Raw genomic sequence first — 17,508 nt, forward strand, 5'->3', positions numbered from 1 at the left:
CCACATTCTTCTAACCCTCGATCTCTAGCCTTCGCCGCGGGTGGCGGACAGCACCTCGCGGGCCAGCTGGATGTTCGGCAGATCCTCCACTAGCACCGGGTTGCCCTGCCCATCGCACAGCGGCACCCGCCAGTTCGGATACAGATCCTGCGTAGTGCCCGGCTGGTTCTGTGCGCGCAGGTCACCCACTAGATCCACCAGGGCGGCACAGCGCAGCAGCGACGGGGTCTGCGCGATGTAGCGGTGCATGGCGCGCAGGATGTACGAGACGTCCGGGCGGCGCTCGCGCCCGTGCCGCGGGTCGTCCAGCTCCTGGCGCAGGTCGTTGAGGAAGTAGCTTTCGCAGTCCATGCCCTGGAAGGCACCGTGGCGGGCAATAGTCCCCAGCACGTCGACCTGCCAGTTGGCATCCTCGGCGAATTCCTCATCCGAGCTGCGGGTCAGCACTCCCAGCTCTTCGCGCAGGTCGATGTGCCCGCCGCGCAGGTAGCTGGCGGTCGGCGGCAGGTCGTGCGTGGTCACGGAGGTCAGGCAGGTGCGGCGGTATGCCTCCGGAGCCTTGGCCCCATTTGCGTCGCCCTCAAACCAGACGATTGAGGTGCCCATCACGCCACGGCTGGCCAAGTAGTCCTGCACCCACGGCTCGAAGGTGCCCAGATCCTCGCCGACCACGACAGCGCCGGCGCGGTGAGCTTCCAGCACCAGCGCGCCGACCAGAGCCTCGTGGTCGTAGGTAACGTACGTGCCGAGCGTCGGCGATTCCATCCGCGGGATCCACCACAGGCGGAAAAGCCCCAGCACGTGGTCGATGCGGATGCCACCGGCGGTGCGCAGGATCGTGCGCAGCATGTCGCGCCACGGACGGTAGCCCTCTTCGGCCAGCTTCCACGGGTGCCACGGGGGTTGGGACCAGTCCTGACCCTGTTGGTTGTAGCCGTCAGGTGGGGCGCCAACGCTGGCTCCGGGGGCTAACACGTCGGCCAGGGTCTGGGCGTCCGCGCCGCCGGGGTGTACGCCGACGGCCAGATCCGCCATGAGGCCGATGCTCATGTGCTCGGTCAGCGTTTGCTGTGCGTGTAGCTCCTGTTCCTGGCACAGCATCTGCATCCAGGCGAAGAAATCGTTGGTCAGTGATGGATCGTTAGCCGCGCGCTCGCACCATTCGGTGAAGCCCACCAAGCCTTCGCCCTCGCGCTCGCGGAAGTCGCGCAGCTGCGCGGTGCGCTCGTCGCCGATCCCTGCGGTGTACAGCAGGTGCAGTGCCTTAATTTTGGACGCCACCACCGGGTCCCGCTCCAACAATTCAGCGGTGTGGTTGCGCTTTTTCAGTGGCTCGGCCAGCTGCTGGATTTCCGCGTGGAGCTCGGGGTGTGCGGCGTACTCGGGCGTGTTTTCCACCCGGATGTAGATGGGGTTGGTGTAGCGGCGGGTGGTCGGCAGGTAGGGGGAATCCTCTACTGGGGGAGCTGCTTCCGCAGCGTGCATGGGGTTGACTAGCACGAAGTCCGCCCCGCCGAGCTTCTGCAGTGAGTTGCTCAAAACCTCCAGCGTTCCGTAGTCGCCAACTCCCCAGGCGTCCTTATCGCGCAGGGAATACAGCTGCGCCATCACTCCGGTGCGTGGGGCTTCCGGCAGTTCCAGCGACTGCGGGGAGACCAGCAGAGTGGAGGTCGCTTCGGTGGATTCCGCCTGCGCCTCGATCTGGTGCCAGCCGGCCGGCAGGGCGGGCAGTTGGAAGGTGGCGGTGCCGAAGGTGGTCGCGGTGGCTTCCGCGCCGACAGTGATGGGATCCACCCACTCGTTGAGCTGTTCCAGCTCGATCGTGTCGCCGTCCTCGGTGCGGACCCGCACCTGCAAAGATTCGCCATCGATGCAGTGGACGTGCAGGGTGCGCGGGCGGTCGGCGATGGCGGTGATGGTAGGGGCGATCATGCGGCTGTAGCGGGTGCGCAGCAGATCCTCGATGGCAGTCTGCACAACCTCTTCGGTCAGTGCAGATGGATCCTCCGGCAGATTCAGTCCCAACTCGCGGAGCGCGAAAAGTACGGTGCTGCTTTTCACATCCACCCGCTGGCCGTTTTGGCCGGTGTACCAGGTGGCCACACCGCATTCGGCAGCCAGTTCGTTGAGGATTGCGTTGACATCGGGGGCGATCTGTCCGCCGGGTTCCACAGAGCTAGTCACAACTGCCATTGTGCAGGTTGAGCAGAGCTTCTTCCACTCTTTTGACCAGAGTTCATGGGGGAGCGGAGGGTAGCGGGAGGAAGCCGGGGTTAGCGTGGGCGGGATCTCGCGGTACATTTTTAGTGAAGGTTCGGCGTGACCCACACCACTCATATATGGTTGTAGAAGTATTAATCACGTTGAAGCGACGGGCGATCAAACCCAAGATACGCCCGTTTTTCACGTAAAGGACCAGGTCAGGCAACTGTCAGGACATAAGCAAAGGGAGCAGCATGACGGAGTACACCTCTGAAGCCCTATATACGATCGACGAGCACGAGACCTGCCTATCGGCAGTTCGCGATCTTGGCGCCGAATCCCCGGATGGGGTGCTGTTTAAGCGCCCGAAGAACTTCGACTGGGTGGACGTCACCGTCGCCGAGTTCCTGGACGACGTGTACGCGGTAGCCAAGGGCCTGGTCGCCAACGGTATCGAGCCTGGCGATCGCGTGGTTATCATGTCCGACACCCGCTATGAGTGGACCGTTCTGGACTACGCCATCTGGGCCGCCGGTGCGATCACCGTGCCGATCTACCCGTCCTCTTCCACCTCCCAGTGCGAGTGGATTGTGGGCAACTCCGGCGCGAAGCTGGCTATCTCTGAGAAGTCTGGCCACACCACCCGCCTGTCTACCTTCGTCAAGGAAGGCGACCGCCCGGAGGTCGACGACTCCGCGCACCTCAACCGCGTGCTGGAGCTCAACAGTGGCGCGATCGACATCCTGATTAACGACGGCAAGGAAGCCGGTATTCAGCAGGAGGTTCTGGAGGAGCGTATCGCCAACACCCGGCACACCGACGTCGCTTCCATCGTTTACACCTCCGGCACCACGGGCCGCCCCAAGGGCTGCAAGCTGACCCACCACAACTGGCTGGCAGAGGCCCGCGCCATCCTGACCCACCCGGTCGGCCGCGCCGCGTCCTTCGGCTACCGCAAGCTGACCTTCCTGCCCCTGGCGCACGTGTTCTCCCGCGCAATGGCGCACGCCGCCACCGTCGGTGGCGCTACCCAGACCCACTGGAGCGACATGAGCACGCTGGTCGCCGAGTTCCAGCGCACCAAGCCGAACCTGATCTGCTCCGTGCCCCGCATCTTCGAAAAGGTCCACGCGGGCGTGAAGTCCAAGGCCACTGAGGGTGGCGGCGTCAAGGCAAAGATTTTTAACTTCGCAGAGCGCGCTGCTGTCGACTACTCGCACGCACTCGACACTGACGAAGGCCCCACCCTGAAGCAGAAGATCAACCGTGCGATCGGCGACAAGCTGGTCTACTCCAAGGTTCGTGAGGCCATGGGTGGCGAGCTGGACTACGCGATCTCCGGCGGCTCCGCACTGAACCCGGAGCTCATGCACTTCTTCCGCGGTGTGGGCGTGACCCTATACGAGGGCTACGGCCTGACCGAGTGCACCGCCGCAGCCTGCACTAACTTCGCTCCGGACAACATCATCGGCACGGTCGGCCGCCCGCTGGGTGGCATCACCGTCAAGATCGACGACGACGGTGAGATCCTGCTGAAGGGCGACATGGTCTTCGCGGGCTACTGGGAGAACGAGGAAGCCACCGCGGAATCCTTCACCGAGGACGGCTTCTACCGCACCGGCGACCTGGGCAAGCTGCTGCCCACCGGCCACCTGAAGATCACCGGCCGCAAGAAGGAAATCATCGTGACCGCCGGCGGCAAGAATGTCTCGCCTGGTCCGATGGAGGACATCCTGCGCTCCGCCCCGCTGATCTCCCAGGCCATGGTCGTGGGCGATGACCAGAAGTTCGTCGGCGCCTTGATCTCCCTGGACGAGGAAGCAGCCAAGAAGTGGAAGGAAAACAATGGCATCGCGGACAATGTTTCCATCCGCGAGCTGGCGAAGAACCCGGTTCTGCGCTCCGAGATCCAGGACGCGATCAACGAGGCCAACGCTACTGTCTCCCACGCCGAGGGCATCAAGAAGTTCCGCATCGTCCACCGCGACTTCACTGAGGAGAACGACGAGGTCACCCCGTCGCTGAAGCTGAAGCGCTTCGTTGTAGCGAAGAACTTCGCCGACGATATCGCCTGGATCTACAACTCAAAATAAGTTAAGAATTCCACCCCACCACACCGGCCAAGCCTCCGCGCAGGGTCGGTGTTCGTGTTTTAAAGTTAGTCGCGATATCAACCACCAGATGTTGGGCTACTGACGGGCTCGGGGAGAGGAGAACGCGTGCACTACGACGCTGCCCTGCGCGTTCGCGAGCTCACCCAAAACATCTACGACATTGGCGACGAGATCGCCGATTACATCAACCACGTCTCCCAGGCCATCGCCGATTGGGATGCCGACCTGGTGGAAGACTGCCTGCTTGAGTTGGAGGAGATCGTCGCGGAGGGGCGCGCGGAGGTCCGCCCCGGCCTGTCCGAGCTCAACGGCCTGCGCCAAGCCTTCGTTTCCGGCGTGCGCGCGGGCAGCATGTCGGGCGTGACCCCCTCCCGCACCCCACGCGCCCTCGGTGCCACCACCAGCGGCGATTACCCGCACCCCGGCCGCACCTTGAGCTTCATGCATAAAAAGCCCGGCGCCTCCCGCCAGGTGGGTGCGCGTCTTCGTGGTTCTTTTGGTGACGCCACCGCCTCCACCGCCACCAACCCCAGCAACGCTGACCGTTCCCCTGCCGGGGCGCAGAATTCCGCCCCAGCGACGATGGCCTCCACGGCCTCCTGGCGCATGTGGCTGCGCGAACAAGCCGAGCACATCCGCGCGGATCTGCGCGAGGTGGAGGATTGGGTAGTCAACCAGACCCAGTGCGCGCTGGAATCCCAGTCCGTTCTGCTGCCGCAGGTCTATGTGAAGGCCGAACAGCGCACGATGGAGCTGGTTGCCCAGTGGCGCGAGGTGATTGACCGCCAGCCGGAGCTGGCCGCGGGTATGCGCGGCGAGGCACCACCGGAGTTCCTGGTCGAGCGCGCCCGGGTGGAGGAGATCGTCGGCCGACTGCAGCGCCGGAAGCGCGGCACGGCAGTCTAGTAGTATGCACGGCCTTTATATCCACGTTCCCTTTTGCTCTACCCGCTGCGGCTATTGCGACTTCAACACGTACACTCCGCAGGAGCTCAGCGCGGCCGAAGGCAGCGCTATAGAAGGCAGGGCTGTGGATGGCAACACCATCCCCGGCTACCTGGATGCGCTGGAACGCGAGCTGGAGGTCGCCGCCGAGGTGTGGGATTACCCCGGCGAGGTGCAGACCGTCTTCTTCGGCGGCGGAACGCCCTCCATGCTGGGGTACGAGGGGCTGGCCCGGGCGCTGAACGCTGCGCGTCGCGCCGTGGGGCTCGCAGCCGATGCAGAGATCACCACCGAGGCGAACCCGGAATCCACCAGCCCGGAGTTCTTTGAGCACTTGCGCGAGGCCGGCTTCAACCGCATTTCCTTAGGCATGCAGTCCGCCATGGGGCATGTGCTGAAGGTTCTGGAGCGCCAGCACACCCCAGGCCGCCCCATCGAGGCGACCCGCGAGGCCAAGCGGGCGGGCTTCGAGCACATCAATCTGGACGTTATCTACGGCACCCCCACCGAGACGGACGAGGACCTGCAGCGCACCCTCGACGCGGTGCTGGAGGCGGACGTCGACCACGTCTCCGCCTACTCCCTGATCGTGGAGGACGGCACGGCCATGGCGCGGAAGGTGCGGCGCGGCGAGCTGCCCGCCCCGGACGAGGACACCCTCGCTGATCGTTATGACGCCATCGACGCCCGCCTGCGCCAGGCGGGATTTAACTGGTACGAGGTCTCTAACTGGGCCAAACCCGGCGGCGAATGCCAGCACAACCTGATTTATTGGCGCTCCGGGCAGTGGTGGGGCGCCGGCCCCGGCGCCCACGGATGCGTGTGGCTGCGCGGGGAGCGGCACAGCGAGTCTGGCCTGGTGAGGCTGGTGAATGCGAAGCGTCCAGCGACCTATTGGGATGGTCTGCTGGGCGAGGGCGAAGGGGCGTCCACAAGAAAGGACGGCCTACCCGTGCCAGGGTCGGTGGTGACGACCGAGCGCTTAAGCAACGACGACCTGCGCACCGAACAAGTGATGCTGCAGCTGCGACTGGCCGAAGGGCTGCAGCTAGCCGGTAGCGATGAGAATGCCGAGCTCCAGCAGGTGATTGAGCGATACACCGGCCTGGGGCTGCTGGACAATCGCGGCGAGCGCCTAAGATTGACGGATAAAGGGCGCTACCTAGCCGACGGAATAGTCACCGATATTGTGCTGGCGCTCGGGCTATAGCCGGACTCACGTAAGGGGTGAAGATACTGTCCAGCGGAACTGAACACAGACGGAACCAGGTGCTGCGGGCGATCGTCAGCGACTTCATCGCCCTGCACGAACCGGTGGGCTCGAAAATGCTGGTGGACAGGCACCAACTGGGTGTTTCCTCGGCGACGATTCGCAACGACATGGCGGTGCTGGAAGCCGAGGGGTACATCACGCAACAGCATGCGTCCTCCGGGCGCATTCCCACGGTGAAGGGCTACCGGCGCTTCGTCGACGGCATCCACGACATCAAGCCACTCAGCACGCCCGAGCGGCGCGCGATCCTGGACTTCTTGGAAAACGGCGTGGATCTGGAAGACGTGCTGCGCCGCAGCGTGCAGCTGCTGTCGCAGCTCACCCGCCAGGTGGCGGTGGTGCAGATGCCGGACTTGCGGCGTGGCCGGGTGAAGCACTGCGAACTGGTGAAGCTGGGAAGCCACCGCATTCTGCTGGTGCTGATCACCGATACTGGGCGCGTGGACCAGCGCAACGTGGATCTGGGCCAGCCGATCAGCGACGACGACCTGCCGCGGCTGCGCGACCTGGTGAACTCCGCGATGGTGGGGCGCACCCTCGACGACGCGTGCACGAACATCGCCGCGCTGGCCAACGAGGCCAAGGGCAACAGTATGCCGGAGGAACTGCGGGACGTTGCGCTTGTGGTGACGACTGTGCTGGTGGAGACCCTGCTGGAGCGGCCCAACGACCGGCTGATCCTGGCGGGCACCCCGAACCTGATGCGCACCTCGGAGCTGACACCCGTGGTGGAGGCGCTGGAGGAACAAGTGGTGGTGCTGAAACTGCTGAATAGCGTGCGCGACCTGCATGTACAGGTGAGCATCGGTGAGGAGAATGAGGACGAGGAGCTGCGCGGGGCTTCCGTCGTATCTACCGGCTATGGCAACGCCAACGCGGTGCTCGGCGGCATGGGTGTGGTGGGCCCGACGCACCTGGACTACTCCGGCACGATTTCCTCGGTGACGGCCGTGGCGCACTACGTCTCGCGGATTTTGAGCGAAGAGTAGGAATAGTAGACTAATGCAGTTGGTTTAGGAATAAGACCGCAGATAAGCAACTGCAAGTAACTGCAAGCAACCGCAAGCAACTCAAGATAGACGTGAAAAGGACCCGCTGAACGTGGCTCGAGACTATTACGGAATCCTCGGTGTGGATCGCGACGCTACGGACGCCGAAATCAAGAAGGCGTACCGCCGCCTGGCTCGCAAGTACCACCCCGACGTCAACCCTTCTGAAGAGGCCGCGGAGAAGTTCCGCGAAATCTCCCTTGCCCAGGAGGTGCTGACCGACCCGCAGAAGCGCCAGATCGTGGACGCCGGTGGGGATCCGGAAGAGCAGGGCTTCGGCCAGCCGGGAGCGGGCGGCTTCGGCGGCTTCGGTGGCGGTGGCCTGGGGGACATCTTCGATGCGTTCTTCGGCGGCGGTGGTGGTGGCCAGCGTGGGCCGCGCCAATCCCGCGTGCGCCGCGGCAACGATGCCCTGGTGAAGATCGAGGCTTCACTGGAGGAAATCTACGCCGGTGTGGATCGCGAGATCACCGTGGAAACCGCCGTGCTGTGCGACGTGTGCGACGGCACCGGTTCTGCCTCTAAGGCAGCCCCGGTGACCTGCCCTACCTGCCAGGGCGTGGGTGAGGTCATGGAGCTGCAGAACTCCATGCTGGGGCGCGTGCAGGTTCGCCGCGCCTGCCACCGCTGCGCGGGCACCGGCGAGGTCATCCAGGATCCGTGCGAAAACTGCGCGGGCGACGGGCGCGTGCGCGATCGTCAGACCCTCAAGGTCTCTATCCCCGCTGGTATCTCCGACGGCATGCGTCTGCGCATGAGCGGTAAGGGCGAGGTCGGTCCCGGCGGTGGCCCGGCCGGTGACCTGTACGTGGAAGTACACACCACCGAGCACCCCTACTTCATCCGCGAGTCCGATGATCTGCACGTGAACCTGCAGGTCCCGGCGGTAGAGGCGACCTTGGGCACCTCCGTAGAAGTGAAGCTGCTGGACGATTCCGTCGCCACCGTGGACATCGCCCCCGGTACTCAGCCGGATGCCACCATCCGCCTGTCGGATAAGGGCATGCCTCACCTGCGCCGCGAAGGCCACGGTTCGCTGATCGCCCACGTGGAGGTCATGATCCCCACCGACCTGAGCCACAAGCAGCGCGACCTGTTGGAGCAGCTGCGCGAGGCCAGCTCCCAGAACGCCGGTGTGGCCACCAAGGACGAGTCGCACGATGGCTTCTTCTCCCGCCTCCGCTCGAAGTTTGGCCGTTAGCCCATGACCGATCCGGTGTTCATCCACCCCATCCCCGAGCCCATCGCGGCCGGGGATCGCTTCCGGCTGACCGGCGCGGAGGCCAAGCACGCCACCGTCAAGCGTCTCGAGGTCGGGGAGGGGTTGGTTGTCACCGACGGCACCACTCGCGCGGTGCAGTGTTCTTTTCTTGGTGACGCCACCGTGGAGGTCGCCGACATTCTGCAGCTTCCCGTCCCGCACCCGCGGGTGACGGTGGTGCAGGCGATTCCAAAGTCTGACCGGGCGGAACTGGCTGTGGACCTGATGGTGCAGGCGGGCGTGGATCGGATTGTCCCGTGGGCGGCCCGCAGGGCGATCGCGAAGTGGGATGGCAAGGAGGCCAAGGCGCACGCGAAGTGGGAGAACGCTGCCCGCGCGGCGGCGAAGCAGTCCCGCCGCCTGCAGATCCCGGAGGTCACCCAGCTGGTGCGTAGTCCGCGGGAACTCGCCCGGGTGCTAGAGCTCGGAGAGGCCGGCGCAGTCGGCAACAGTGGCGCCGCCGATAACAGTGGCGCTGCCGGGAACACCGGCGCAGCCGACACCACCCGCGTGCTGGTACTGCACGAGGAAGCTACCGAGCCGCTTCCCGCGGCCGTGACCGCCGCGGTGTCCGCGGGTGCCACCGAGCTGGCCCTGGTCGTCGGACCAGAAGGAGGCATCGGCCGCGAGGAGCTGGAAGAGTTGGCACAGTTGGGCGCCACCCCGGTCCGGCTGGGGCCGGAGGTGCTGCGCACCGCCACCGCCGCGGCGGTGGCCCTGGGCGCCATCGGCGCTGTGACGGAGCGTTGGCGGTAGGATCTATTCACATGACGTCTTCCAACTCCGCCAGGTCACCGCGCCCCCGCGTAGCCAGCTCTACTGTGGAGTTCGACCCGGATTCCATCGTGGCTGTCGCCGGCCCGGCAGATGAAAACCTACGGGTGCTGGAGCTCGCCTTCGATACGGACATCCTGACCCGCGGCAATCGCGTGACGATCCGTGGCGAGGCCTCCGAGGTCTCCCAGGCACGCCGGGTGTTGCAGGAGATGATCAATCTGGTGGATCGCGGCCACGCGGTGGATCCCGCGGCCACGCGGCGAGCCATTTCCCTGGTGGAGAAGCAGGCCACGGAGTTGATTTCCAGTGGCGACCTCGCGCCCATCGTCTCCTATCGCGGCAAGACCGTGCGCGCCAAGACTCCTGGCCAGCGCGAGTATGTGGAGGCCATCGACGAGGATGCCATTGTGTTCGGCATCGGCCCTGCAGGAACCGGCAAGACCTATCTGGCGATGGCGAAGGCGGTTCAGGCCTTGCAGTCCAAGCAGGTCAACCGCATTATCCTGACCCGCCCAGCCGTGGAGGCGGGGGAGAAGCTGGGCTTCCTGCCCGGCACTCTCAGTGACAAGATTGACCCCTACCTGCGCCCGCTGCACGATGCGCTGCGGGAAATGGTGGATCCGGAGACGATCCCGCGGTTGATGGATACCGGCGTGATCGAGGTCGCGCCCCTGGCCTACATGCGCGGCCGCACCCTCAACGATTCCTTCGTGGTTTTGGACGAGGCGCAGAACACCACCCCGGCGCAGATGAAGATGTTCCTCACCCGCCTGGGCTTCGGCTCCAAGATGGTGGTCACCGGCGACCTGAGCCAGGTGGACCTGCCGGATCGGCAGGAATCGGGGCTGAAGGTCGCCCGCCAGGTCCTGCTGGGCGTGGATGGCGTTTCGATCATCAATCTGGATTCGGACGACGTGGTGCGCCACCGTTTGGTCTCCAAGATCGTGGAGGCCTACGGCACCTATGAGATGGAAAACGAAATCTAGCAGCGACCAGAATTGAAGCACTTACGAAGAGGCAACTAGCACCCATGAGCATCGAAGTTTTTAACGAATCCGGCCGCGGCGAGGTCAACGAGGAAGAGCTGATCGACGTCGCCCGCTACGCCCTGTGGACCCTCGACGTGCACCCGGCCGCCGAGCTTTCCATCCACATCGTGGACCTGGAGACCATGGAGGACCTGCATGTTCGCTGGATGGATCTGCCCGGTCCTACCGATGTGATGAGCTTTCCTATGGACGAATTGACGCCCGGTTGGGGCCGCAAGGACGCGGCGGAGCCCTCGCCGGCGATGCTGGGCGACATTATGCTGTGCCCCGACTTCGCCGAGGGGCAGGCGGCGCGCGCGGGCCATTCCCTGGCACACGAGTTGGATCTGCTGACCGTCCACGGCGTGCTGCACCTGCTGGGGTTCGACCACGTCACCCCGGAAGAAGAACAGAAGATGTTCGCCCTGCAGAACGAGATCCTGGCCAATTGGTACGACTCGCAGGAAGAGCGTGGGGTCAGCTTCGCCCCCAAGCCCACGGGCGCCGGGGCGTTCCCCAGCGCTGCAGACCGCGACGATACCCACGGCGACATCCCCGGCGATACTGAACCTAATTCATGACAATCGACATCCCCTTAGCCATTCCCTTTGCAGTCCTCGCCCTTGTTCTCGGCGGCGTGCTTTCGCTGGTGGAGGCCGCAGTGTCCTCCCTCTCCGCCGCTCGGGTGGAAAACCTGGTCAAGGAGGACCGCCCGGGCGCGGTCCGGTTGGAACGGGTGCTAGAGGGGCGCGCCGGGCACATCAACCTGTTGGTGCTGCTCCGCACCATCTGCGAGGTCTCCGGCGCGGTGTTGGCTTCCTCCGCCTGCGTGCAGCTGATGGGCTCGCGCGGCTGGGCCTATGCCACGGCCATCCTGATCGTCACGCTGCTGACATTCATCCTGATCGGCGTGCTGTCGCGCACGCTTGGTAGGCAAAATCCGTACACAATTAGCCTGGCCACCGCCCCGATCCTGCTGGGTCTATCCAAGCTCCTAAGTCCCATCGCCAAGCTGCTGGTGCGCGCCGGTAATGTGTTGACGCCCGGCCGGGGTTTCCGCAACGGCCCCTTCGCCTCCGAAATTGAGCTACGTGAGATGGTGGACATTGCCTCCGAACGTGGCGTGGTGGAGCACGACGAGCGGAAGATGATCCAATCCGTGTTTGACCTCGCTAGCACGTCGGCGCGCTCCGTGATGGTGCCACGGCCGGAAATGGTGTGGATCGAGGCCGATAAAACCGCAGGCCAGGCAACCAGTCTATGCGTACGCACCGGTCTTTCCCGCCTGCCTGTGGTGGGCGATGATGTGGACGACATTGTGGGCGTCATCTACCTCAAAGACCTCATCGCAGAGACCTATCACATGCGCGACGGCGGCAGCTCCACCTTGGTGCGGGACTGCATGCGTCCGCCGGTGTTCGTGCCCGATTCTCGGAAGCTGGATGACCTGTTGGAGGACATGCAGCGCGACCAGGTGCACATCGCGATGCTCATCGACGAATACGGTGCAGTGGCCGGGTTGATCTCCATTGAGGACATTCTGGAGGAAATCGTCGGCGAGATCGCGGACGAATACGATGCTTCCGAACAAGCGCCGATCGAGCCGCTGGACGACGGCAGCTACCGGGTGCAGGCGCGACTGTCCCTGGACGAGCTGGAGGAACTCTACGGCGACGTGGAGTTCAGCGAAGAACAGCACGAGGAAGTGGATACGGTTTACGGACTCGGTGCCTTCGAGTTGGGCAGGGTGCCGATTCCCGGGGCGAAGATTACGACCGCTGGCCTACACTTCCGCTACGAGGGTGGTCGCGATCGGCGTGGGCGCGTGAAGATTCGTTCCGCCGTGGTTAGCCGCGAACAGCAGGCTGATGGCACTGGCGATGCCGGCCACGATGGTGGGGCGGCAGGCGGTATGGCCGTGGCGGCGTCCACAAGAAACAGCGGCCAAGCTAACAGCGCTAGCGATAAAGAACAGCAATAAGGGATACTTGATGACCATGAACGATCCTTACATCCCCGAAGATCCCTTCGACCCGGGCGCGGGCATGCCCGACGGTGCGGACGGGGCGGCCGTTGCCCCCGAAGAGCTGCAGGTGCCGGAAGAATACCGCGCGCCCGAGGGCTTCCGCTCCGGGTTCGTCAGCTTCGTCGGCCGCCCCAACACAGGTAAATCCACCCTGACGAACGCGCTGGTGGGGGAGAAGATCGCCATCACCGCCGACCAACCGGAAACGACCCGCCACCCGATCCGCGGCATTGTGCACCGCGAGGACGCGCAGATCATCCTGGTGGACACACCCGGTCTGCACCGCCCACGCACGCTGCTGGGCGAGAGGCTGAATGAGGTGGTGAAGGAGACGTACTCGGATGTGGACGTCATCGCCATGTGCGTGCCCGCGGACGAGAAGATCGGCCCCGGTGATCGATGGATCGTGGAGGCCGTCCGCAACGTCGCGCCGAAAACCCCGCTGATCGGCGTGGTGACGAAGCTGGACAAGGTTTCCAAGGACCAGGTCGGCGCACAGCTGCTGGCGCTGCACGAGCTGCTGGACGGGGCGGACGTGGTACCGGTTTCCTCCACCAAGCAGGTGCAGCTGGATGTGCTGCTGGACGTGCTGCGTGAGCACCTGTCGGAGGGGCCGAAGTTCTACCCGGACGATCACGTGACCGATGATGATCGCGATACCCGCATGGCGGAGCTGATCCGCGAAGCGGCGCTGGACGGTCTGCATGACGAGCTGCCGCACTCCGTGGCCGTGCAGATCGAAGAGGTTCTGCCGAACCCGCAGCGCGAAGGCGTGCTGGATGTCCATGCGGTCATCTATGTGGAACGCGAAGGGCAGAAGGCGATTCTGCGGGGCAAGGACGGGCGGCGCTTGTCGCGCATCGTCCACCGCTCGAGGCTGGAAATCGTGAAGATGCTGGACCAGAACATCTACCTGGACGTGCACATCAAGGTGGCGAAGAACTGGCAGTCGGATCCGAAGCAGCTGGGGCGGATGGGGTTCTAGCTCGGGGGTAACGGTCCCGGCCTGGGGATATGCTGTTCGCCCGGTGCAACGTTGCGAAATGCGATACGTTGAATTGACCTATTAACCGATAGCGAACAAGCGAACGTATGCCACCCGTGGTGGCGCTAGGAAGGGCTTTAGTGACAACTCCACAGAACCCGTTTGGCTCTGATGATTCCCAGGGCGGTGCACAGGGTAACCCGCAGGATCAGACCCAGGACTTTACCCGCGACTTTACCCAGGGCTACCCGCAGGATTCTTTCCAGCAGGATCCACAGAACCTTTACGGCCAGCCGGGCCAGTACAACTCCGCTCCATATGGCGAGCCTGCAGGTGCTCCTTACGGCATGGCTGCCTACCCGAACGCCCAGCAGGCAAACATGACGACGGGCGCGGACAAGGACGGCTTCTTTGCCGCCCTGTTCGACTTCAGCTTCACCCGCTACGTCACGCCGTCCGTGGTGAAGGTGCTGTACACTCTGCTGATGGTCGTTATTGGCCTGTTCGTGCTGCTCGCGGTTATTGGACTGATCGTTGCAATGAGTCAGGATGGATCTTCCGCTGTCGCAGCCATCATCTTTCTGCCACTGGTGATCTTGGGCGCAATTGCCTGGTTGGCCTTTTATCGCGTTGGTCTGGAAGTTGCAGTCTCCATCATTCGCACTGCACAGTCGGTGCAGTCCATCGACGAGCGGCAGGCGCGTAACTCCAGCTTTGGGGGGTAGCCCATGGGAAACGAATCTTTCTTTTCTTCCCTCTTCAACCTGGATTTTTCGAAGTACGCAACCAGGCCTTTCCTGCGTGTGCTGTACATTATCGCCTTCGTCATCGTTGCCCTGAATCTGGTGTTTTTCTTGTTAGCAACGTGGACTGATGCGTTTCAATTCAACATCACGGTGAACAGTGATGGCTTCGATCAAAGCGCCGCTGAGAGCGCCGATGAGACGGAATCTGTTTCCTCTATTGGAGACAACACGGCTGCCAAGGTGGTCTTGACCCTGATCATTGTTCTGCAGTCGCTGATCAACCTGGTGATTGTCCGGGTCATCATGGAGATCGCTGTTGCGCTGGTAAGCACCGCAGCCGCCTGGGGTCGCATCAAGCAGCGGGGTCTGGCTGCCTAGCGCTATACTTGCTCCTCATGAGTAGAAGGTCTCGTCCCAGCTTCCGGGACGAGGCCTTTGTGCTTCGCACCCACAAGTTGGGCGAGGCCGACCTGATCCTCGTTCTACTAACGAAGGATCATGGTCTGATCCGCGCCGTCGCCAAGGGAATCCGCAAGACCCGGTCCCGCTTCGGCGCTCGTCTGGATCGCTTTTCCCGCGTCGATGTGCAGATTTACCCCGGCCGTTCGCTGGCAAATGTCACGGACGCCGCCACCGTCGCCACCTACGCTTCGCGTATCGTCGCGGATGTCGATCGCTTCTACGCGGCCGCGGCGATGTTGGAGATGGCCCAGGTTTTCGCCGCCGAACCTTCGTCGTCGAACTCGATCTTCTTTCTTCTGGACGCCGCACTCCAGCAACTCATCACCTCAGACCTACCGCCCGTGTGCGTGGCCGACGAGTTCGTGCTGCATGGCCTGGAGGTCGCCGGTTGGGCACCCAGCCTGGTCGACTGTGCGCAGTGCGGGAAACCCGGCCCTCACCGGGCCTTCCACCCGGCAGCCGGGGGTGCGGTGTGCGTGACGTGTAGACCTCCGGGCGCATTCACGCCTCCGTCCGCGGCGGTGCACGTGTTGTGGTTGCTGAAAAGGGGGCGTCATGACCAAGCAGCCCAAGAAATCCGCAACCATCAGGGGCAGGACATCGCGGCGACGGCGCACCGCCTTGTGCTGGCGCACGTACGGCAGCAGCTAGAGGTCGGGTGTCCGGCGTACGCGGCGCTATAGGGGCGGTCGCGGGCGTGTGGCAAGATAGTACGGGTGAGTAGCATCGAATATCCGCACGTGGATCGTTCCGAAATCCCGCAAGAGCTCCGACCGAAGCACATCGCTCTAGTGATGGACGGCAATGGTCGCTGGGCGGAGGAACGCGGCATGGTTCGCACCGAGGGGCACCGCCGGGGCGAGGCAGTGCTGATATCGCTGGTGGAAGAATGCATCGAGCTAGGGGTGGACTACCTGTCGGCCTACGCGTTTTCCACTGAGAACTGGCGCCGATCGGCCGACGAGGTGCGCTTTTTGATGGGCTTTAACCGCGACGTGCTGCGCCGCCAGCGCGACTACCTGAACAGCCTGGGAGTGCGGATCCGCTGGGTGGGGCGCCGCCCGCGCCTGTGGCGGACGGTGATCTCGGAGCTGGAAGCAGCCGAGGAACTGACGAAGAACAACACGACCATGACCTTGGGCATGTGCGTGAACTACGGCGGTCGCGCGGAAATTGCGGATGCTGCGCGCCTGATCGCCGAGGACGTGAAGGCTGGTCGGTTGAAGCCCCGGCAGGTGAACGAGAAGACGTTCGCCCGCTACCTGGACGAGCCCGACATGCCGGATGTGGATCTGTTCTTGCGCCCGTCGGGGGAGATGCGGACCTCGAACTTCCTGCCTTGGCAGTCCACGTATGCGGAGATGGTCTACCAGGATGTTCTGTTCCCGGACTACACGCCGAACCACTTGCGGGCGGCGGTGCTGGAGTTCGCGAAGCGCGACCGGCGCTTCGGGGGTGTGAAGTGAGCGACGCAGCAGAACAGCCGCAGCCGACCGGGCAGGCGGGGCAGGCGGAGCAGACGGAGCAGACGGCAGGGCAGACCGAACCGCAGCCGACGAAGCGACAGATCGCGCGCTGGCAGCAGTACCTCGCCAATGAGCGCGCCGAGGGAGCCGTGTACCGCGAACTGGCGCGCAAACGCACCGGTGAGGAGCGCGAGATTCTGCTGGGGCTGGCCGAGGCTGAAGCACGCCACGAGGCATATTGGAAGAACCGGCTGGGCGAATACGTCGGCCTGCCGCGGAAGGCCAGCCTGGATACCCGTATGAAGGCCTGGATGGCCCGGCGCTTCGGGTCGGTGTTCGTGCTGGCGCTGATGCAGTCGTCGGAGCAGCGCAACGAGTATGTGTCCGACAAGGATGCCTCGAACCGGTTGGCTGCCGACGAAGCTATTCACGCCGAGGTTGTACGTGGGCTGGCGGCTCGCGGGCGCGCCCGCATGTCTGGTGATTTCCGGGCAGCGATCTTCGGCGCCAATGACGGGCTGGTGTCCAACCTGGCGCTGGTGCTGGGCATGGTCGGTACAGGTGGGTCGGCCCACTTGGTGCTTGTGACGGGCATTGCCGGTTTGCTGGCCGGTGCGCTGTCGATGGCCGCGGGCGAATACGTTTCTGTGACCTCGCAGAAGGAGCTGCTGGGTGCAAACGCCCCGGATCCGAATGCCAGCCGTTCGCTGCCGAACCTGGACGTGAATCAGAACGAGCTGGCGCTGGTGTACCGCGCCCGCGGTATGAGCGCGGAGGAGGCAGCCCTGCGCGCCCGCCAGGTTTTCGACTCGATCATCGAGACCAACCCGCCAGTGGGGGAGCAGCCTTTCGATCCCGCCAAGGCCACAGCTGTTGGTGCAGACGATGGTGCTGAGGACGCCGGATCAGGCCTGTCCGCCGCTGTCTCCAGCTTCCTGTGCTTCGCAGTCGGAGCATTAATCCCGGTACTGCCATACATCTTCGGCATGTCCGGATCCGCCGCAGCGATCGTCGCCTGTGTGGTGGTGGGGCTGGCCCTGATGTTCACCGGCTCTGTGGTGGGACTGTTGTCTGGAGTCGAGCCGGGTCGACGCGCCTTGCGTCAATTACTTATCGGTTACGGCGCTGCCGGGGCGACGTACCTGCTGGGCTCGATCTTCAACGTGTAGCGCCG

The 17,508-nt window shown here is 64.1% G+C and carries 16 protein-coding genes; 15 read left to right on the plus strand and 1 reads right to left on the minus strand.

Annotation, left to right across the window (positions count from 1 at the left end; translation table 11 throughout):
• Window positions 1–24: 24 nt before the first annotated feature.
• Window positions 25–2,193, minus strand: a complete 2,169-nt coding sequence (locus tag L8U58_RS07030; RefSeq protein WP_269955011.1) for a 4-alpha-glucanotransferase — start codon at window positions 2,191–2,193, stop codon at window positions 25–27.
• Window positions 2,194–2,456: 263 nt separating this feature from the next.
• Between L8U58_RS07030 and L8U58_RS07035 the strand changes: the two genes are divergently transcribed.
• The 15 genes from L8U58_RS07035 to L8U58_RS07105 all read left to right on the plus strand — a co-directional run bounded on the left by L8U58_RS07035 (window position 2,457) and on the right by L8U58_RS07105 (window position 17,503).
• Window positions 2,457–4,295 carry an AMP-dependent synthetase/ligase gene (locus L8U58_RS07035; RefSeq protein ID WP_269955012.1) on the plus strand — a complete coding sequence of 613 codons (1,839 nt, stop codon included), beginning with the start codon at window positions 2,457–2,459 and terminating at the stop codon, window positions 4,293–4,295.
• Window positions 4,296–4,421: 126 nt separating this feature from the next.
• The gene (locus tag L8U58_RS07040; RefSeq protein WP_070550735.1) at window positions 4,422–5,222 is read left to right on the plus strand and encodes a hypothetical protein; all 801 of its coding nucleotides are present in this window, start codon (window positions 4,422–4,424) and stop codon (window positions 5,220–5,222) included.
• 4 nt (window positions 5,223–5,226) lie between these two features.
• Window positions 5,227–6,471, plus strand: coding sequence for a radical SAM family heme chaperone HemW (gene hemW / locus L8U58_RS07045; RefSeq protein ID WP_269955013.1), 1,245 nt, complete (start codon window positions 5,227–5,229; stop codon window positions 6,469–6,471).
• A gap of 26 nt (window positions 6,472–6,497) precedes the next feature.
• A complete protein-coding gene (gene hrcA, locus L8U58_RS07050) occupies window positions 6,498–7,523 on the plus strand; it encodes a heat-inducible transcriptional repressor HrcA (RefSeq protein ID WP_034992272.1) in 1,026 nt (341 codons plus the stop codon).
• A 112-nt stretch (window positions 7,524–7,635) separates the two neighbouring features.
• A complete protein-coding gene (gene dnaJ, locus L8U58_RS07055; protein WP_035001709.1) occupies window positions 7,636–8,784 on the plus strand; it encodes a molecular chaperone DnaJ in 1,149 nt (382 codons plus the stop codon).
• Window positions 8,785–8,787: 3 nt separating this feature from the next.
• The gene (locus L8U58_RS07060) at window positions 8,788–9,600 is read left to right on the plus strand and encodes an RsmE family RNA methyltransferase (protein ID WP_269955014.1); all 813 of its coding nucleotides are present in this window, start codon (window positions 8,788–8,790) and stop codon (window positions 9,598–9,600) included.
• Between the two features lie 11 nt (window positions 9,601–9,611).
• Entirely contained in the window at window positions 9,612–10,607 is a 996-nt protein-coding gene (locus L8U58_RS07065) for a PhoH family protein (protein WP_034974701.1), read from the plus strand.
• Between the two features lie 44 nt (window positions 10,608–10,651).
• Window positions 10,652–11,230, plus strand: a complete 579-nt coding sequence (ybeY, locus tag L8U58_RS07070) for an rRNA maturation RNase YbeY (protein ID WP_034973253.1) — start codon at window positions 10,652–10,654, stop codon at window positions 11,228–11,230.
• The gene (locus tag L8U58_RS07075; protein WP_034992257.1) at window positions 11,227–12,630 is read left to right on the plus strand and encodes a hemolysin family protein; all 1,404 of its coding nucleotides are present in this window, start codon (window positions 11,227–11,229) and stop codon (window positions 12,628–12,630) included. The genes ybeY and L8U58_RS07075 overlap by 4 nt, the downstream gene beginning before the upstream one ends.
• Before the next feature lie 10 nt (window positions 12,631–12,640).
• Window positions 12,641–13,660, plus strand: a complete 1,020-nt coding sequence (gene era / locus L8U58_RS07080; protein WP_034992254.1) for a GTPase Era — start codon at window positions 12,641–12,643, stop codon at window positions 13,658–13,660.
• 140 nt (window positions 13,661–13,800) lie between these two features.
• Window positions 13,801–14,385 (plus strand): DUF4282 domain-containing protein, encoded by a 585-nt coding sequence (locus tag L8U58_RS10240; protein ID WP_035001711.1) that lies wholly within the window; start codon window positions 13,801–13,803, stop codon window positions 14,383–14,385.
• A 3-nt stretch (window positions 14,386–14,388) separates the two neighbouring features.
• Window positions 14,389–14,784, plus strand: coding sequence for a DUF4282 domain-containing protein (locus tag L8U58_RS07090; protein ID WP_035001712.1), 396 nt, complete (start codon window positions 14,389–14,391; stop codon window positions 14,782–14,784).
• Window positions 14,785–14,801: 17 nt separating this feature from the next.
• A complete protein-coding gene (recO, locus tag L8U58_RS07095) occupies window positions 14,802–15,551 on the plus strand; it encodes a DNA repair protein RecO (protein ID WP_035001715.1) in 750 nt (249 codons plus the stop codon).
• Between the two features lie 57 nt (window positions 15,552–15,608).
• Window positions 15,609–16,334 carry an isoprenyl transferase gene (locus L8U58_RS07100; protein ID WP_070550745.1) on the plus strand — a complete coding sequence of 242 codons (726 nt, stop codon included), beginning with the start codon at window positions 15,609–15,611 and terminating at the stop codon, window positions 16,332–16,334.
• Entirely contained in the window at window positions 16,331–17,503 is a 1,173-nt protein-coding gene (locus L8U58_RS07105; protein ID WP_080716646.1) for a VIT1/CCC1 transporter family protein, read from the plus strand. Before L8U58_RS07100 ends, L8U58_RS07105 begins: the two co-directional genes overlap by 4 nt.
• The last annotated feature ends 5 nt before the right edge of the window (window positions 17,504–17,508 follow it).

Origin of the sequence: Corynebacterium macclintockiae, from assembly GCF_027570165.1 — a bacterium.
Lineage (GTDB): Bacteria > Actinomycetota > Actinomycetes > Mycobacteriales > Mycobacteriaceae > Corynebacterium > Corynebacterium macclintockiae.

What these genes read in the sequence shown, in the direction of transcription:
- L8U58_RS07030 (WP_269955011.1), bottom strand. Translation starts at nt 2,193, where the DNA reads ATGGCAGTTGTGACTAGCTCTGTGGAACCCGGCGGACAGATCGCCCCC.
- L8U58_RS07035 (WP_269955012.1), top strand. Translation starts at nt 2,457, where the DNA reads ATGACGGAGTACACCTCTGAAGCCCTATATACGATCGACGAGCACGAG.
- hemW (WP_269955013.1), top strand. Translation starts at nt 5,227, where the DNA reads ATGCACGGCCTTTATATCCACGTTCCCTTTTGCTCTACCCGCTGCGGC.
- L8U58_RS07060 (WP_269955014.1), top strand. Translation starts at nt 8,788, where the DNA reads ATGACCGATCCGGTGTTCATCCACCCCATCCCCGAGCCCATCGCGGCC.
- L8U58_RS07065 (WP_034974701.1), top strand. Translation starts at nt 9,612, where the DNA reads ATGACGTCTTCCAACTCCGCCAGGTCACCGCGCCCCCGCGTAGCCAGC.
- ybeY (WP_034973253.1), top strand. Translation starts at nt 10,652, where the DNA reads ATGAGCATCGAAGTTTTTAACGAATCCGGCCGCGGCGAGGTCAACGAG.
- L8U58_RS07075 (WP_034992257.1), top strand. Translation starts at nt 11,227, where the DNA reads ATGACAATCGACATCCCCTTAGCCATTCCCTTTGCAGTCCTCGCCCTT.
- era (WP_034992254.1), top strand. Translation starts at nt 12,641, where the DNA reads ATGACCATGAACGATCCTTACATCCCCGAAGATCCCTTCGACCCGGGC.
- L8U58_RS07090 (WP_035001712.1), top strand. Translation starts at nt 14,389, where the DNA reads ATGGGAAACGAATCTTTCTTTTCTTCCCTCTTCAACCTGGATTTTTCG.
- recO (WP_035001715.1), top strand. Translation starts at nt 14,802, where the DNA reads ATGAGTAGAAGGTCTCGTCCCAGCTTCCGGGACGAGGCCTTTGTGCTT.